The organism is Streptomyces marianii, assembly GCF_005795905.1.
GTDB classification, from domain to species: Bacteria; Actinomycetota; Actinomycetes; order Streptomycetales; family Streptomycetaceae; genus Streptomyces; species Streptomyces marianii.
The window spans coordinates 1,043,581-1,059,559 of the sequence record NZ_VAWE01000001.1 but is presented as its reverse complement, the minus strand read 5'-3'; the positions used below and the strand labels follow the sequence as shown (position 1 = coordinate 1,059,559).

13 protein-coding genes are annotated in these 15,979 nt (G+C 67.7%); 9 read left to right on the top strand and 4 right to left on the bottom strand.

Translation table 11 applies throughout. The annotated features are described in order from the left end of the window. Positions 1–663: 663 nt before the first annotated feature. Complete coding sequence (locus FEF34_RS04870; RefSeq protein WP_456113553.1) at positions 664–2,202, top strand: ISL3 family transposase; 1,539 nt, start codon at positions 664–666, stop codon at positions 2,200–2,202. A 1,113-nt stretch (positions 2,203–3,315) separates the two neighbouring features. Beyond that, positions 3,316–4,362 carry an N-6 DNA methylase gene (locus tag FEF34_RS04865; protein ID WP_234042281.1) on the top strand — a complete coding sequence of 349 codons (1,047 nt, stop codon included), beginning with the start codon at positions 3,316–3,318 and terminating at the stop codon, positions 4,360–4,362. A 149-nt stretch (positions 4,363–4,511) separates the two neighbouring features. On the opposite strand, the gene FEF34_RS04860 is transcribed toward FEF34_RS04865, so the two are convergent. After that, positions 4,512–5,972, bottom strand: coding sequence for an IS1380 family transposase (locus tag FEF34_RS04860; protein WP_234042280.1), 1,461 nt, complete (start codon positions 5,970–5,972; stop codon positions 4,512–4,514). Between the two features lie 107 nt (positions 5,973–6,079). Here FEF34_RS04860 and FEF34_RS04855 point away from each other — a divergent pair, with 107 nt between their 5' ends. From FEF34_RS04855 to FEF34_RS41035, 6 genes are all read left to right on the top strand, one after another. Then, positions 6,080–7,354, top strand: a complete 1,275-nt coding sequence (locus FEF34_RS04855; protein ID WP_407698342.1) for an Eco57I restriction-modification methylase domain-containing protein — start codon at positions 6,080–6,082, stop codon at positions 7,352–7,354. Positions 7,355–7,505: 151 nt separating this feature from the next. Continuing rightward, positions 7,506–9,137: an IS21 family transposase gene (gene istA, locus FEF34_RS04850; protein ID WP_138052010.1), complete on the top strand. Its 1,632-nt coding sequence runs from the start codon at positions 7,506–7,508 to the stop codon at positions 9,135–9,137. Then, positions 9,134–9,931 carry an IS21-like element helper ATPase IstB gene (gene istB / locus FEF34_RS04845; protein WP_138052009.1) on the top strand — a complete coding sequence of 266 codons (798 nt, stop codon included), beginning with the start codon at positions 9,134–9,136 and terminating at the stop codon, positions 9,929–9,931. Before istA ends, istB begins: the two co-directional genes overlap by 4 nt. A 47-nt stretch (positions 9,932–9,978) precedes the next feature. After that, positions 9,979–10,338: an Imm51 family immunity protein gene (locus FEF34_RS04840; RefSeq protein WP_138052008.1), complete on the top strand. Its 360-nt coding sequence runs from the start codon at positions 9,979–9,981 to the stop codon at positions 10,336–10,338. A gap of 140 nt (positions 10,339–10,478) precedes the next feature. Further along, positions 10,479–11,114, top strand: a complete 636-nt coding sequence (locus FEF34_RS04835) for a hypothetical protein (protein ID WP_234042278.1) — start codon at positions 10,479–10,481, stop codon at positions 11,112–11,114. A gap of 685 nt (positions 11,115–11,799) precedes the next feature. Continuing rightward, positions 11,800–12,111 (top strand): endonuclease domain-containing protein, encoded by a 312-nt coding sequence (locus FEF34_RS41035; RefSeq protein ID WP_171052825.1) that lies wholly within the window; start codon positions 11,800–11,802, stop codon positions 12,109–12,111. 179 nt (positions 12,112–12,290) lie between these two features. On the opposite strand, the gene FEF34_RS44160 is transcribed toward FEF34_RS41035, so the two are convergent. Continuing rightward, positions 12,291–12,566: a hypothetical protein gene (locus FEF34_RS44160; protein ID WP_407698254.1), complete on the bottom strand. Its 276-nt coding sequence runs from the start codon at positions 12,564–12,566 to the stop codon at positions 12,291–12,293. Positions 12,567–12,584: 18 nt separating this feature from the next. After that, on the bottom strand, positions 12,585–13,592 hold the full coding sequence (locus FEF34_RS04820) for a hypothetical protein (protein ID WP_138052006.1): 1,008 nt from the start codon (positions 13,590–13,592) through the stop codon (positions 12,585–12,587). 86 nt (positions 13,593–13,678) lie between these two features. Between FEF34_RS04820 and FEF34_RS04815 the strand changes: the two genes are divergently transcribed. Next, positions 13,679–15,385, top strand: coding sequence for an IS1182 family transposase (locus FEF34_RS04815; protein ID WP_138057288.1), 1,707 nt, complete (start codon positions 13,679–13,681; stop codon positions 15,383–15,385). On the opposite strand, the gene FEF34_RS04810 is transcribed toward FEF34_RS04815, so the two are convergent. Beyond that, positions 15,367–15,939 carry a hypothetical protein gene (locus FEF34_RS04810; protein ID WP_234042277.1) on the bottom strand — a complete coding sequence of 191 codons (573 nt, stop codon included), beginning with the start codon at positions 15,937–15,939 and terminating at the stop codon, positions 15,367–15,369. The two genes, FEF34_RS04815 and FEF34_RS04810, sit on opposite strands and share 19 nt — an antisense overlap. Between the last annotated feature and the right edge of the window lie 40 nt (positions 15,940–15,979).

Below are 15,979 nucleotides of genomic sequence, written 5' to 3'. Positions count from 1 at the left end.
ACGGGGATACGGTGGTTGGTGGCGAATGAGGGACGAGGCAGACCGGACGGATCCCCGGATCGACCCCGGCAAGGGATGCCCTGGGTTGCTGGTCGCCCGGATACGATCGCCTCATGACGACCTCGGGGAGCCCCCGGCCGCCGAAGATCACGGAGAAGTGCTCCCTCGACCTCCGCCATGTCCGGGATCGTGCCCTCCGTGGGGGGTGACTCCAAGCACCGCACCGCCGCCAGCCCCCCACCATGGCTGGCCTCCGCAACCTCGTGACCATGCCCACAGCGGGCAGACTCCTACACACCCGTGGTGGCGCCGCCGTGTCCGGCCCGATCGTTCACCCGTGGCGTCGGCCGGAGGCGGTCGTGACAGCGGCCGCGGAGGACCGTGGTGCCGACTTCATGTAGGCGTCGCGCATTTCCAGATGGACGGCCGTCCTCTGGCAGTCGCGGAACAGCTCCCCGCACGTCGGGGGTCTCGTCAACCTTCTTTACCTCCAGGAAGAACTGCATCATGCGCCAGGGGATCTCCATGACCGACTCATGGCCGGGGATGTCCAGCTGTCCGAGGCGCTTGACGTCCTTCCCTTTCCGGCCTGGGAGTGTCTAATCAACGGGTCTGGCCCGTAGTCGGTGGTGACGGCCAGTAGCCATCAGCGATCATGATCTTGTGGTGGATGTCAACTCGCTTGTGAGCACAGTGTTTTCGGGATTGTCGGCATTGCTCGTCGAGGACGTGGCGGACGGCGGGGACGCAGTCGTGGTCACAGCTCGCACGCTGGACGCGGCGGTGCCGTGTCCAGCGTGCGGGGCGCTGACTGCGAGGGTGCACGGGTATCACCGCCGGACGGTGGCGGACGTGCCGGTCGACGGTCGGCAGGTCGTCGTCCGCTTGCGGGCGCGGCGGCTGGTCTGTCCGGTTCTGGGCTGTGCACGGCAGACCTTCCGTGAGCAGGTTCCCGGGCTGCTGGAGCGCCACCAGCGTCGGACGGTGCGGCTGACCAGGCAGATTGCCGAAGTGGCACGGGAGTTATGCGGCCGGGCGGCCGCACGTCTGGCCGGCCGGCTCACCGTGCCGGCCTCCCGTACCACCATGCTCAGGTGGCTGTGGCGCCTGCCGACGCCCGAAGCGCCGGTCCCCGCGGTGATCGGAGTGGACGACTTCGCGCTGCGGCGCCGTCACCGATACGCCACGATCATCACCGATGCCATCACCGGCCGGCGCATCGAGGTCCTGCCCGGCCGGGACGCCGGTCCCCTGGAAGCCTGGCTACGCAAACACCCCGGCATCACGACGGTTTGCCGGGACGGCTCAGCCACCTACGCCGAAGCCATCCGCCGCGCCCTGCCCGACGCGGTGCAGGTCAGCGACCGCTGGCACATCTGGCGCAACCTGTGCGACAAGGTCCAGCTCGAAATCCGCGCCCACGCCGACTGCTGGGCCGCGGCCCTCAACCCGCCGCTGCCCGGCGGAGTACGCGAGCAGACCACCCGTGAACGCTGGAACAAGATCCACACCCTGCTCGGCCAGGGCGTCGGGCTGCTGGACTGTTCCCGCCGCCTCGGCCTGGCGCTGAATACCGTCAAGCGCTACGCCCGCATGCCCGAGCCCACGGGCCTGCGCATCGCACCGGCCTACCGGCCCACTCTCGTTGACGCCTACCGCGAGCACCTGCGCCGACGCCGCACCGAGGAGCCGGGCGTCCCGGTCCTCCACCTCTTCCACGAGATCAAGGAACTCGGATACACCGGCAGCCTCAACGGCCTGCACAAATACCTCAACCAGGGCCGCGCCGACGGCGACCGGCCCGTCACCACCCCACGCCGCGCCGCGCGGCTCCTCCTCACCGACCCAGACCACCTGCGCCCGAAACAGACCGCCCTGCTGGAGAAGATCACCGCAGCCTGCCCTGAGATGACCGAACTCGCCAACCTCGTACGCGACTTCGCGGCCCTGCTCACGCCGCTCCTGGACAACGATGTGAAGCTCACGGGGTGGATCACCGCCACCCGCGCCGCGGCGCTGCCCCACCTGCACAGCTTCGCCAACGGACTCGAACTCGACCGCTCAGCCATCGACGCCGGCCTCACCCTGCCCTACCACAACGGCCGCACCGAAGGCGTCAACACCAGAACGAAACGGATCATGAGACAGATGCACGGCCGCGCCGGATTCGACCTCCTCCGCCACCGCATCCTCCTGCGCTGATGGCTACTGGCCGTCACCACCGACTACGGGCCAGACCCGTTAAGTTGACACACCCCCCCGCCGTGCAGTCCGGGGGCTCAACAGTGGTAATCCCCGTTAACCGCAGCGCGACACCGCCCCAGTCCAACAGCTCCCGCTCCTTCAGGCCGCGAGCCAGGGCCTCGGTCACCTCCGGCAGCGGGCTGCCAAACTCGATCGTCCCGCTCCCGCCGGCCGCGTACTGCCCCCGCGCCCGCCGTGCCCGAGGAAAGACGGGGGCACTGTGCCCGAACGGCACCATGCCGTGCACACCGACTCCTTCTCCGTGGAGCTGCCTGCCCAACTCGGGGGCGGTGCGGGCCAGTACGTCGTACGCAAGGCCACGCCCAGGCGCGAGAACGGCCTCCCAGGGCAGCTGTGAAGCCGTCGTGGTGACAGCTAATCGCAGTCTCATACCGTTCACTCTCCAAAGCCGCGGCACCGATCCGGACGGAGGAACCAACACCGGCTCTCCCAAACGAGGCAGAGCCTAAAGCGCGCCACTGACAATCCCTCACGACGGCTGACCGGGCGATCATCTCCGGTGCCTCTTCGATCAGTTGAAGCCGTCTCGCGTAAACTGGTTGCCTAGCGGTTGCACAGTAGTTGGCCTCGCAAGCCGCCCAAGGGTTGAATGGGCTTGATCCGCTTTGACGGACATTCGAGATCAGGGGTTCTGCCCCGGGAGGATGTCCACCACGGAGAACATGGAGAAGAAGAAGCCTCGGCTACCGCAGCCCCGCCGAATACGAGACCGCACCCGCAGCCTGACCACCACACCAATGGTGTCCGTCAAAGCGGAACAAGCTCAGACTGCCGGTCTTCATCGCCCCTACGAGGGATCACAACGCGACGACGCGGGCGGACTCGGCGACGGCCATCACCGGTCCTCATAGTCCTTACGAGGGGTCACAACGTCCACACGTAAAGGTCATCCAGCGTGCCTGCCTCGCGTCCTCGTCGTCCCTCCGAGGGGTCACAACTACTCGACCGGCGTGCCTGGCGTGCAGCGCCGAAGCGACACTGCAGGCCGACATCCGCCAGTTCCTGCTCGAAGCGGACCTCAACCTTGGCGAGCAGGATCTCCTGACCCCCGTGCTGGAAGCCCAGGTGGGTAACGGCACCGGCCACCGCATCGACATCGAGATGGGCGCGACCGTCATCGAGGTCAAGAAGGACATCAGCCGCCCGAAGGCCCGCAACGAGGCGGTTGTGCAACTGACGAAGTACGTGCGGGCCCGAACTGAGCAGCGCGAACGGCGGCACGTCGGCATCCTCACCGACGGCGCTGACTGGCGGGCCTACACACTGGTCCGCGACGAGCTGAACGAAGTGAACCGCTTCGACGTGCGGGAGCGCAACGTCAAGGCGCTGGACCTGGTCCGGTGGCTCGAAGGCGTCCTGGCGACGTCCGAGGGAGCCGCACCCACACCGGACGCCATCGCGACCCGCCTCGGAGCGGACAGCGTCGCCCACTCCATCGACAAGACGATCCTTACGGCGCTGTACGAGGAGAATAAGAACCAGCCGACTGTCCAACTGAAGCGCGATCTGTGGGCACGGCTGCTGCGCAGCGCCCTGGGCGCCCAGTTCGAGAACAGCGACGACCTGTTCATCGAGCACACGCTCCTGGTGAACACAGCCTCGATCATCGCCCACGCCGTGATGGGCATCGACGTGAAGGACACGGCACCCGCCTCGCTGGTCTACGGTCAGCTGTTCGCACAGGCGCGAATCTCGGGTGTGGTTGAGTCAGATTTCTTCGGCTGGCCACTGGAGACCGAGGGTGGCGAGGGCTTCGTCCAAGACTTGGCTCGTCGGCTCGCAGGCTTCGACTGGTCGAGGGTCGAGCACGACGTCCTGAAGGTTTTGTACGAGTCGGTGATCTCCACGGAGACCCGTAAGAAACAGGGGGAGTACTACACCCCGGACTGGCTGGCGGAAGCGACGGTGATCGAGGCCGTCCCCGACCCGCTCAACCAGCGGATCATGGACCCGTCGTGCGGTTCCGGCACGTTCCTCTTCCACGGCGTCCGGCGCTACCTGACCGCCGCAAAGGATGCCGGACTGCCCCTGCGTGAGGCACTGGACAGCCTGCACGACCATGTTGCCGGCATCGACCTCGATTCTTCGGTGGCGTGACGGCGTCGCCGTGTGCGGCTGGCTGCCCGGTATGTCCCGTGCCGTGTCGGGACTGGCCGTCGCGTGACGCTGCGGGGCGTCGGGTTCCACGGGCCCCGGGGGTGCTGCGGTCCTCTCCTCTCCGGTGTCGTCGGGGTGGTGGCCGGTCGTCAGGTACGGGCCGGGAGTTCGGTGGCTCGCTTCCAGGCGGCGGTGAACGCTGCCGCCCAGGGCCAGGTGCGGTCAAGGTGGAGGGTGCGGCGGCGGGCGTGGGAGGTGAGGCGGGCGGGCAGGTGGTAGAGCTTCCTGCGGATCGTCTCCGGTTCGGCGGCGGCGAGTTCGGGCTCGTCGTGCAGGAGGAGGAGCCGGGTCCAGGCGTCGAGGTCGGCGGCGAGCGTGGCGGCCAGCACCCAGGCGGCGTTGAACTGCCAGGATTTCGAGGGCAGCAGCCCGAGGCCGACCCGCTTGATCGCTTTGACGCGGTCCTCGACCTCGGCGTGATCGCGGTACAGGGCGTCGACGAACCAGACCTGGCCGGAGCCGGGTACCCCGGAAAGTCCCTGGTGGGAGGGGATGTTCGTGGCGACGATCTGGTAGCGCCAGCCGGTGCGTTTCTCGAAGGCGGTCAGCTTCTTCGCATCCCGGCGCGAGGGCTTGACCCGGCGCACGATCAACCGCATCCCCTGGGGCCAGCCGGTCAGGTCACGGACCCCGGTCAGCTCAGCGACCTGGTAGGACAGCCATTCGCCGTCGGGGCCCTTGATCTCGTGCAGTTGGCCGTCTTGCCGCAGCGCCGCCGTCCACACCTTCTCCGGCAGCCGGGCGATGGCCTTCTCGTCGGCGTCGTTGATGGCCCAGCCGGTCACCCAGCGCACCCGGCGCCGGCTGGTGGTCAGGCTCTGGAGGTGGCCGAGGACGTCGTGGCTGAAGGCCGCGCCGTCGATCCGTATCAGCAGCTTCGACCACAGCGGCAGCGGGAGCTGCCGAAACGCCGAGGCCAGGACACTCTTGTGGTCGTCGACATCGTTCGGCGGCGCGTTGCCGGGTCGCAGCAGCATGGCGACACACTCGCGGGTGTTGGCCACCCACGCTCCCAGCGGCATGTGGCCGAAGCTGCCCTTGAAGGTGCCGGCCGCACCCTCCTTCTTGCTGCTACAGGTCACGATGGTGGCGTCGAGGTCGAGGACGTACCAGCCGGTGAGTTCTCTGCCGCACACCGCGATCCAAGGGAAGCCGCCGGGGCGCAGGGCGAGCAGGGTCCACACCATGCGCCGGACCACGGCGCGCACGCGCTCGATCCGCGCCGCCACCGGACCGTCGATCGCCTCCAGAGTGCGGCGCAGGGTGCTGTCCGAGACCGGCCGCGGGAACAGGCTCTTCCAGTGGTGCTGTAGTTGCTCGGCTTCCAGGATGTTCGTCGCGCCGAGCACGATCGCGCAGGCCAGCTGGACCAGCGCCATGCCCCGGTCACGCCAGCCAGGCCCAGTGCCCTTCGGCAGCGCCGCGCTGAGCACGGTGGCCAGGCCGACGCGGTCGGCGACCTTCCGCAGCAGCACCACGCCCGCGTGGCCGGTCAGGTTCTTGCCATCGGCCCGCACGGCAAGCCGGTGATCCCATTCGGTAGCCTGCACCTGTTGGGTGTCTCTTCTCTGCGACGGTTTTGATCTAGGAAATCCAGATCATCGCAGGTGGGAGGCACCCTTCTTCTGTCGGGGCATCAAGTCACGGCCGTAGCTGAATACATGAGGTCGACCTCCACCCTGTCGCCGTGGCACTGGCCCGCGTCACCTACCTCCTCGCCATCGGACGCGAGACCCTGACCTCCGAAGAGCGCGGTCCGATAAGCGTCCCCGTCTATCTGGGCGACAGCCTCCAGTGGGACCAGCGCACTGACCTCATCGACCACGGCCATCTCGTCATCCAGACCGGCACCGGCAACCAGCTCTTCGCCAACGAGCTACGCTTCTCAGAAACGCTGGTGCAGGACGCCAGCCGCTTTGACGCGATCGTCAACGAACTCGCCGACAAGGCAGCCGACCCGCACCGAACCAAGGGCAAGCTGCCCTCCCTCACCGCCGTCTTCAACCGGCACGGCGTCGCCGACAAGGACGACCAGGAAGAACTTGCGGAGAACTTCCGTGTCCTGTGTGAGCTGGTCGACGAGGACCGCAACCACATCTGGTCCTACTATGTCCGCAACCTCGCCCGACCCATGTGGCTCTCGCGCGCCGAGAACCGCGTCGACGTCCTCGTCGGCAACCCGCCCTGGCTCTCCTACCGGCACATGCCGGGGCACATGCAGAAGACCTTCAAGGACATGATGCAGGCACGCGGCCTGTGGAAGGGCTTCGAGGTCGCCACCCACCAGGACCTTTCCGGCCTGTTCATCGCCCGCGCCGTCCAGCAGTACCTGCGCGAGGACGGCTCCTTCGCCTTCGTCGTCCCGAACCCGGTCCTGGACCGCCCCTACTGGACAGGTTTCCGCAGTGGGGAATGGACCGACCCCGACCACCCCGTCAAGGTTGGCTTCACCGGCTCCTGGGACCTGCGCCGACTGCGTCCGCACTTCTTCCCCCGCGCTGCCGCCGTCGTTTTCGGCAAGCGCCGCACCCTCAGAATCGGGCAGCAGGGCAACAGCGCCGTGGCGCTGCCTCGGAAGACCGAGGTCTGGACTGGGAAGATCCCGAAGAATGCCGCTCACTGGGAACGTGCTAAGGGCTGGATTACCCGGAAGGCGGGTGAACTGCGCTACCCCAAGGAGGGGCTGATCAGTTCCCCCTACCGGGAGCGATTCATGAATGGGGCGACTATCTTCCCCAAGGTCTTCTTCTTCGTAGAGGAGCAGGCGGCCAGCCCTCTTGGCCTGGGAGGAGGTCGCGTCGCAGTCCGCTCTCGGCGCAGCACTCTGGAGAAGAAGCCCTGGAAGGACCTTCCCGATCTGGAGGGATCGGTCGAGAAGCAATTCGTCCGGCCCGTTCTGCTTGGCGAGCACGTCGTCCCCTACTGGCATTAACGCTCTGATTCGGCTCCACTTTCCGGCTTGAGTTGGCCCCACCCCTGGGGGCGTACGGGAGCGTTCGGGGGTTGTTCCGGTCTGATCTGGCCCCACCGGGTAGCGGGTGGTGGGACGGTCGTGGTGGGCCACCGTGTGGGGGCGATGCCGGATGGATTTGTCGAGGGAAGAGCTGTTCCTGCGGATCCGCCGTGACTCGTGGCAGGAGGGGCTGTCGATGCGGGCGCTGGCCCGTAAGTACGGGGTGCATCGCCGGCTGGTACGGGAGGCTCTGGCGTCGCCGGTGCCCAGGCCGCGGAAGAAGCCGGTGCGGCCCTCTCCGAGGTTGGAGCCGTTCAAGAAGACGATCGACGAGTGGCTGCTGGGGGATCTGGAGGCGCCGCCGAAGCAGCGGCACACGGTCCAGCGGATCTTGAACCGGCTGCGGCAGGAGTGCGGGGCGGAGATCGCCTACACCACGGTCTGGGACTACGTCTCCCGTCGGCGACGGGAGATCGCCGAGGCTGCGGGTGCGGCGCCGAGGGCGGGGTTCGTGATCCGCCACAACCAGCCGGGCATGGACGCCGAGGTCGACTTCGGCGAGGCATGGGTGGACCTGGCGGGCGAGAGGACGAAGTGCTTCGTCTTCGCCCTGCGTCTGGCCTACTCGGGCAAGGCGGTGCACCGCATCACCACGTCCTGCGGCCAGGAGGCTTTCCTGGACGGCCACGTTCACGCCTTCCGCACGCTGGGCGGTGTTCCGGGAGGGCAGATCCGTTACGACAACCTCTCGCCGGCGGTCTCCCGAGTGATCCACAAGAGTCGGTCACGGGAGGAACACCCCAGGTGGACGGAGTTCCGCCAGCACTTCGGGCTCACACCTTTCTATTGCGAGCCGGGACTCCGCGGCGCCCATGAGAAGGGTGGAGTGGAAGGCCAGGTCGGCTACTTCCGCCGCAACTACCTCACACCCGTGCCCCGGGTGGCCTCGCTGGACGAGCTGAACGCGTCCTTCGCCGAGTTCGAGCGGGCAGAGGAAGGCCGGCGGATCGGGATGCGGATCCGCACGATCGGGCAGGACTTCGCCCGCGAGTCCGTGCTGCTGATGCCGCTGCCCCAGGACTCCTTCGAGACCGGCGTCGTGTTCACCCCGCGGGTGGACCGCTACGGAATGATCGCAGTGCGGGTCTGCCGCTACTCCGTCCCGGCCCGGTTCATCGGCCGCACCGTCCGCGTCGTGCTCCGCTCTAGCGACCTGATCGTCTTCCACGGCCGCACCGAGATCGCCCGCCACCCCCGCCTGACCGCGAAGGGCGCCGAGCGGGTCGTCCTGGACCACTTCCTCGAAGTCCTGCTGGCCAAGCCCGGCGCCGTGGCCGGTTCCGAGGCCCTGGACCAGGCCCGCCGAAAGGGCACGTTCACCGCCGCCCACGAAGCGTTCTGGGCTGCGGCGAAGAAGGCCGAAGGAGACACCGAGGGCACCAAGCAGCTGGTCCACGTGCTCCTGCTGCACCGGCACCTCGAACACCGCGACGTGATCGCCGGAATCCGGTCCGCCCTCGCGGCCGGCGCCCACGCCGCCGACATCGTCGCCCTCGAAGCCCGCAAGGCCGCTCAAACCGATGGCCGTTCCCCCACCGTCACGGTCACCGGGCCGGCACCGGCACTGCCCGGGCCGGAGCCCAGCGAGGTGGTCAGCCTGAACGCCCGCCGGGCTGGCCGCCTCCCCACCGACCAGCGTCCCCTGCCTTCTCTCGACCGCTGGGACCAGCTGCTGAACCTCTCCAGGAAGGACGCGCCATGACCGGCCTGCACCACAACCTGACCGAGACCGCCTCCGACGCGGCGATCGACACGGCATGCCGGGTCCTGCGGCTGCCCACCATGCGAGCCCAGTTCCCCGACCTCGTCGCCCGGGCCGAACGCGAACAGCTCTCCTACCGAGGGTTCCTGGCCGAGCTGCTGATGTCCGAGTGCGAGGACCGCGACCGGCGACGCTCGGAGCGACGGATCCGGGCAGCCGGCTTCCCCCGCCAGAAATGGCTCTCCGATTTCGACTACAGTGCCAACCCCAACGTCGTCCCTGCCGTGGTCAACAACCTCGCCACATGCGACTGGGTCAAGAAGGGCGAGCCGCTCTGCCTGATCGGGGACTCCGGCACAGGCAAGTCCCACCTGCTGATCGGCCTCGGGACGGCCGCGGCCATGGCCGGCTGCCGCGTCCGCTATGCCCTGGCCGCCAAGCTCGTCAACGAGCTCGTCGAGGCCGCCGACGAGAAGCAGCTGTCCAAGACGATCGCCCGCTACGGGCGCGTCGATCTTCTCTGCATCGATGAGCTGGGCTATCTCGAGCTCGACCGGCGGGGCGCCGAGATGCTGTTCCAGGTTCTGACTGAGAGGGAGGAGAAGAACAGCGTGGCCATCGCTTCGAACGAGTCGTTCGGAGGCTGGACCAAGACGTTCACCGACCCGCGGCTCTGCGCGGCCATCGTCGACCGGCTCACCTTCAACGGCACCATCATCGAGACCGGCACCGAGTCCTACCGGCTCGCCCAGACCAAGGCCAGGACGGCGAAGACGAACACCCGCTCAGCCTGAGCAACCGACGGGTCCGGATCAAGACCCAGGCACCTACCATCACCCCCATGATTGACCCGACAGCCCTGGCCCCGTTCCACCTGGACGAAACGGGCGACCCCGACCCCTCCCACTGCCTCTATCTCTTCGACGGCGACATGGAGCAGGTCGCCGACGTCTTTGAGGAGCACAACGCCGAGAGCCATGGCCACGGCTGGGAGGGGCTGGCCGAGTCACTGGTCAGTTCCCGCATGCCGGACAGCGCGGACAAGCTCCACTTCGGATCTGAAGCCGGCACGTTCGTGGTCTCGAGCAGCGACGTCAAAGCCCTCACGGACCTGGCCGTCCTCCTGCACTCGGCCTTCCACAACCGCGAGCTCCTCAGCCAGTACATCCTGACGGCCGACCCACGCTTCCTGGACCGATAGGGCCCGTGAGTGGGGCCAGCACTGACCGGAACCCGGGGCCACCTCAGACCGTTCCGACAGCACCTGACTCCGCTCAATGGGGCCACGCCAGACCGGAAAAGCGGGGCCAGAACAAAGCGTTAAAGCCACCCTACCGAATCTTGGGTGCCGACAAGGCCGTCCTGCCCATTGAGGGAACGAAAACCCTCATGGACGGTGAGCACGACCACCTCGACCGTTACCCCGACCTGGCGAAATGGTGGCGCGACGCGGAACGGCTCTGGGATGACAACCGCTCCAGCGGACGTCTCTCCCTGGCCGAAAGGCTTGACTTCCGCAAAGGGTTGACCGAACAGCTACCCGGCGCGCCGCTGCGTGTGGTTTACGGAGCATCCGGCATGTACGTCACGGCGGCGCTGGTGGACGATCCGAACGCAATCATCGAGCACAAGTTGTACTGGGGAACCGTCGCCAACCGGCAGGAGGGCATGTACCTGCTGGCGGTACTCAACTCGCCGTACACCACCGAAGCTGTGCGCCCCCTCATGTCCTACGGCAAGGACGAGCGGGACATCGACAAGGCCGTGTGGGAGCTGCCCATCCCAGACTTCGACCCGGCCGACCCCAAGCATGCACGAATCGCGGAGATCGGTGAGGCGGAGGCCCAGCGGATCGCGGAGCTGAAGTTCGAGGATGGCAAGAGTTACATCCAGATCCGCCGCACCCTGCGTGACTTCCTTTTCAGTTCCCCCGATGCCGAGGAACTGGACCTGATGGTCACCGAACTGCTCGGCTAAGAAGCAGCCCCGCCCTCCGAACGGCCCACTCCTCGGCGTTTTCACCGGGGAAGTGGGCCGGCGGTCTACCGGCGGGCGCAGGGTCGGCCACGGCACCGCCTCGGTCAGAAGGGCGTGTCAAGTGGTGGTGGAACATCAATCCGCAGATTGGCCAACTGGCGACCTCGGGCTCTGCTTCCCCGCTCTGGCTCGCCGGTGATCACCAGCGGCCGCGGCCTATGCTTCACGGCCCGTGAGCGGCTGTGGACCCGTTGTCAGTGGTGAGTGGTGGGATGAGATTCGCGCCATTGCCGCCGACCCAGGAGTCGCCCGCATGAGTTCACGTATTACGGTCCCGCCCCCTCGTGAGCCGAAGATGACGCCGGAGCGAGCCCGCCATCTCGCTCTGGTCGCAAGGATCAGACACGAGCGACGAGCAGCTGGGCTGCCTGACGAGGGCCGGTGTGGCCGGCCCTTGAGCGACGGAATCCGACGATGCCAGTCATGGCCGCTGCCTGGCCTTGCCGGATGTGCGCGTCACCTCAACGACGAGGAATGGCAAGACACCATCGACTACCCGCATGCGTATCTCCGCGACGTCTCCGGCGGATGCGTCCATATGACGGTAGAGCAGCAGACAGAACAGAGGCTCAGGGCCGCCCAGCCACCCGCCTGCCACTCCTGGCCGTACCCAAGAGCTGTGCCCTTGCCCGACGAGGACCCCGTCGAACTGCTTGTTGCCTGGCAAGCGGGCCGCTGTGCCGGGTGCGGACACGCGTTTCACTCCGACGCAGTGGTCGACCACTGCCATGAGACTGGCCTCGTCCGCGGCCTCCTATGCACCCAGTGCAACAACGCCGAGGGAATCGCACCGCCCCGCCATCCCCGGTGGTTCAGATACCGGACGATGCCGCCGGCGCTGATCCTCGGATTGCACCTCCAGTACGGGAAGCCGGTGCGTCGTCGTCTCGTCCAACTCGTCGCCGAGGTGGAAGGCTCGGCGATCCAGGGAGGATGACCGAACGGCATGGTGCTGTGATCGCTGTCGGGCGGCGCTCTCGCCAGCTGAGGAGTCAGGCCACCGCGCGGCTTGGCGCAGCCGCACGGCGCGCCGCTGGCACCGACGCTTCGCCTCTTCACCCGGGCAGATGCAGCGATGCCACGCCGCGACCCGCCTGTGACACAGGGGGACGGTGCTCACGGCAGCGAACTCCTGGTGACCGGGGCCTTGAGGGTGATCCACTCTGTGCGGCTGGTGAGAATGCTCAGGCGTCCCACTCGTTCAGGTATCCGGACTTCACGCACCACGGGGATGCGGCCAGAGCTCGATACAGGGCGGTCTGCCAGGAGTTTCGCTTGCCGTAGCTCGCGGCGCCATCTCGTTCGTGCCTCGGCCAGGGTGAAGGGCGGTGTCAGCCGGGTCTTGACCTGGCCGGCGACGGGTGACTTGGCGAGGACGAGCAGTGTGGTCACAGGGATGGGGTGTCTCCGTCAGCGGCGGTGGTGCGGCAGGTCGTCTCGGCGCAGCGCGAGGTAGGTCTCCGGGGTCGCGGCCTCCAGCAGGTCGGGGTGGTCGTCGAGGTCGAGGCTCGGTTCTGCCTGACCGGGCAGGAGGTCTCGCCACTGGCGGCCGGCGCCGTCTTCGTAGGCGTCGCGGAGGCGTTCCTGGATGAGCTCGCGTTCCTCCTCCTGCGCTTCGCGAAAGACACGCCGCTGGGTGCGACGGCGCTGCTCCTCGACCTCTTCGTCGGCGGGCTCCTCGGCGGTGCGCTGGTCCTCGGCGCGAAGGCCGGGCGTGCGCGCCGCGATGTCCTGGTCCTCGGAGTGGAGTTGGTCGCAGGCGGCGAACAGACGACGGGACATGCCCAGGCGCAATTCGGTGCCGGGGATGCGGTAGGTGAGGAAATCGTCCAGGCCGATCGCCCGGGTGATGTTGCGGCGGGCCTGCTCGTCGTCCGATGGTGATTCGGCGCGAACGGCTGCGCGCATGCCTCGGGTTATCTCGTCGCGCTCCAGCGGTGTGGTCAGTCCGTCGGCGCGCCGGCGGCGGGTGGCGCGGTCCGCGGGCAAGGCGACAGTCCGGAGCTGGGAAGTGGGTGCGGAGCGCAGGGCGAGGTAGGTCAGCATCTGTGTGCGAGCGGTTGTCAGAAGGGCGTCGTCGCTCTCTCCGAGGTGGTCCTCGGGGCTGCTGGGCGTTGGAGCGGTCTTCCCCTTGATTGGGAGCGCCGGCTGTCCGGGGTGGTGGTCGTGGTCGATGGTCACGAACAGGTCGCCCTGCGGCTGGACGGAGGCACCGCACAGGATGCGGCGGTGAGCGTACGCGTGGAGGACCTTGGTCCCTTCCTCGAGCTGCTCCCACCCTTCGGTGAGCCGGTTCTTGCGGACGTTGCCGCCCTTGGCCTCGATCAGCCAGTACGCGTTCTCTGCGTCGTGCAGTCCCCACAGGTCCGGCAGCGTGCGGACGGGATCTTTGAAGTCATTCTCGACTCTGCTGCGCAATTCGCTGCGGGGGTGGGGCCGGGTCGGTGATGATCGTCTCTGGGTCGCTTTCGTGCCGTGCGGCCGTGGAGGTGGGGCGGGTGTCGATGCGGCCGGTGGGGCTGCCGGAGATCCCGGAGCAGACGGTGAGGGTGGCTCGGGCGGCGTTCCCGAAGGGGAGCCTGGCGATACGGGCCCGGGACCGTCTGGCGGGGATTTTCGCTGATGAGCCGTTCGCGGGGGCGTTCGGGGTGCGGGGTGCTCCGGGGCTGTCGCCGGGGGTGTTGTCGCTGGTCACGGTGCTGCAGTACTGCGAGGACCTCACCGACCGGCAGGCCGCGGCGATGATGGTGCGGGCGATCGACTGGAAGTACGCGCTCGGGATGGAGCTGACGGACACCGGTTTCGACGCGAGTGTGCTGTCCAGGTTCCGGGCCCGGCTCGCGGACAACGGCATGGAACGGGTGGTCTTCGACCGGCTCCTTGAGCACTGCAAGGACGCCGGCCTGGTGGGGGACGGAGGCAGGCAGCGTACTGATTCCACCCATGTGATCAGTGCGGTGCGGGACTTGAACCGTCTTGAGCTGGCAGGGGAGAGCGTGCGGGCGGCCCTGGAGGCCCTCGCGACTGCGGCGCCGTCGTGGCTGGCCGGCCGGATCGATGTGGCGGAGTTCGCCCAGCGGTACGGGCCCCGGGTGGATGGCTGGCGGATGCCGTCCTCGCAGACCAAGCGCGACCGCCTCGCCCAGGTCTTCGGTCAGGACGCCCTCGCTTTATGCCGGGCGGCCTGGGCCGCCGATACCCCGGTATGGATCCGTGAGATCGAGGCCGTGGGCCTGCTGCGGCAGGTCCTCGTGCAGACCTACACCATCCGCAGCGACACGCGGGGACGGCAGGTGATCAGGAAGCGGGACGCCGACGACGGCGTCCCGCCCGGCCAACTCCGCCTGGCCTCCCCCTACGACACCGACGCACGCTGGGCTGCCAAAGGCGAGGACCTGTTTTGGCTGGGCTACAAGGTCCACCTCACCGAAACATGCGGCACACTCCCCGAAGCCGAAGCCGAAGCCGAAGCGGTAGCAGGGGTGCAGCCGAATCTGATTACCGACGTGCACACGACCGACGCGACCGTGCCGGACGTGAAGGCGACCGCGCCGATCCAGCGCAAGCTCGCCGGGCACGGCGTGAAGCCGGCCGAGCACTACCTCGATTCCGGCTACCCGTCGGCCGACCTGATCACCAAGGCCATGAAGGACGGTATCCGCATGGTCACCCCGGTCCTTCTGGACCACTCCGCGCAGGCCAAGGCCGCGGAAGGCTTCGCCAAGAACGCCTTCACCATCGACTGGAAGACCCGCCAGGTCCGCTGCCCCGCCGGGAAGACCAGCTCCCACTGGAACCCCGTCAAACAGCACGGCAAGGACGCCATCGTCATCACCTTCAGCGTCCTGACCTGCCGCGACTGCCCCTTCCAACAGCAGTGCACCACCTCGAAACCCGGGCGCCGCATGCTCACCCTCAGACCCCAGGAACTTCACGAGAACCTCGCCCGGGCCCGCGCCGAGCAGCAGACCAACACCTGGAAGAACAAATACGCCCTGCGGGCAGGCGTCGAGGGCACCATCAACCAGGCCCTCGACATCACCGACATCCGCCAGGCCCGCTACCGCGGCCTGCCGAAAGTCCGCCTCCAGCACGCCTTCTCCGCCACCGCGATCAACGTGATCCGACTCGACGCGTACTGGACCGACAGCCCTCTCCGGCGCACCCGCTCCAGCCGACTCGAACGCCTCGCCTACCAGCTCACCGCATGACCCGCCACGAATTGCGCAACAGAGTCATTCTCCAGAGCCGGTATCGGGCCGCCGTCCTCGATGTGCCAGGTCTGGCCCAGCCCCATCAACGAGCGGCATGCCCATTCCGCCATCGTCATGCCCAGCCGGTAGCCGAGCATGGTCTTGGCGGAGCGTTCGGTGCCGTGCTCGTAGACGGCGTTGACCGTCAGGCGCCGGCCCGACGTGTGGGGGAGCGGATGCCGCGGGGTGACGTCGTGGATGCCGAGGTAGGCGTACAGAGGGGAGACGCGGGCGACCAGTTCACCTCGTGCCAATCGCGGGGCCTGGTGCAACCAGGGCGTGACGTCACGGCCTACCTCGGTGGCTGCCTTGACGACCTCCCGCCACGTCGTCGTCGGCGCGTACCAGCCATCCTTGCCTGGAAAGGCTCCCGGCGTGGTCCACGGCAGGTGCTTCGCCGTCCGCCATTGCTTGAATGGTCGCTTGGCCGGCCCGTCACGGAACAGCACGGGTATGTCCACGCTGTCGGCGTAGACCAGGGGTGGGGCGTCGGTCACGTCATCGGAAATCACGCAGGTCACTGTCGCAGCGGCCGTCCGGGTTAATCCAACT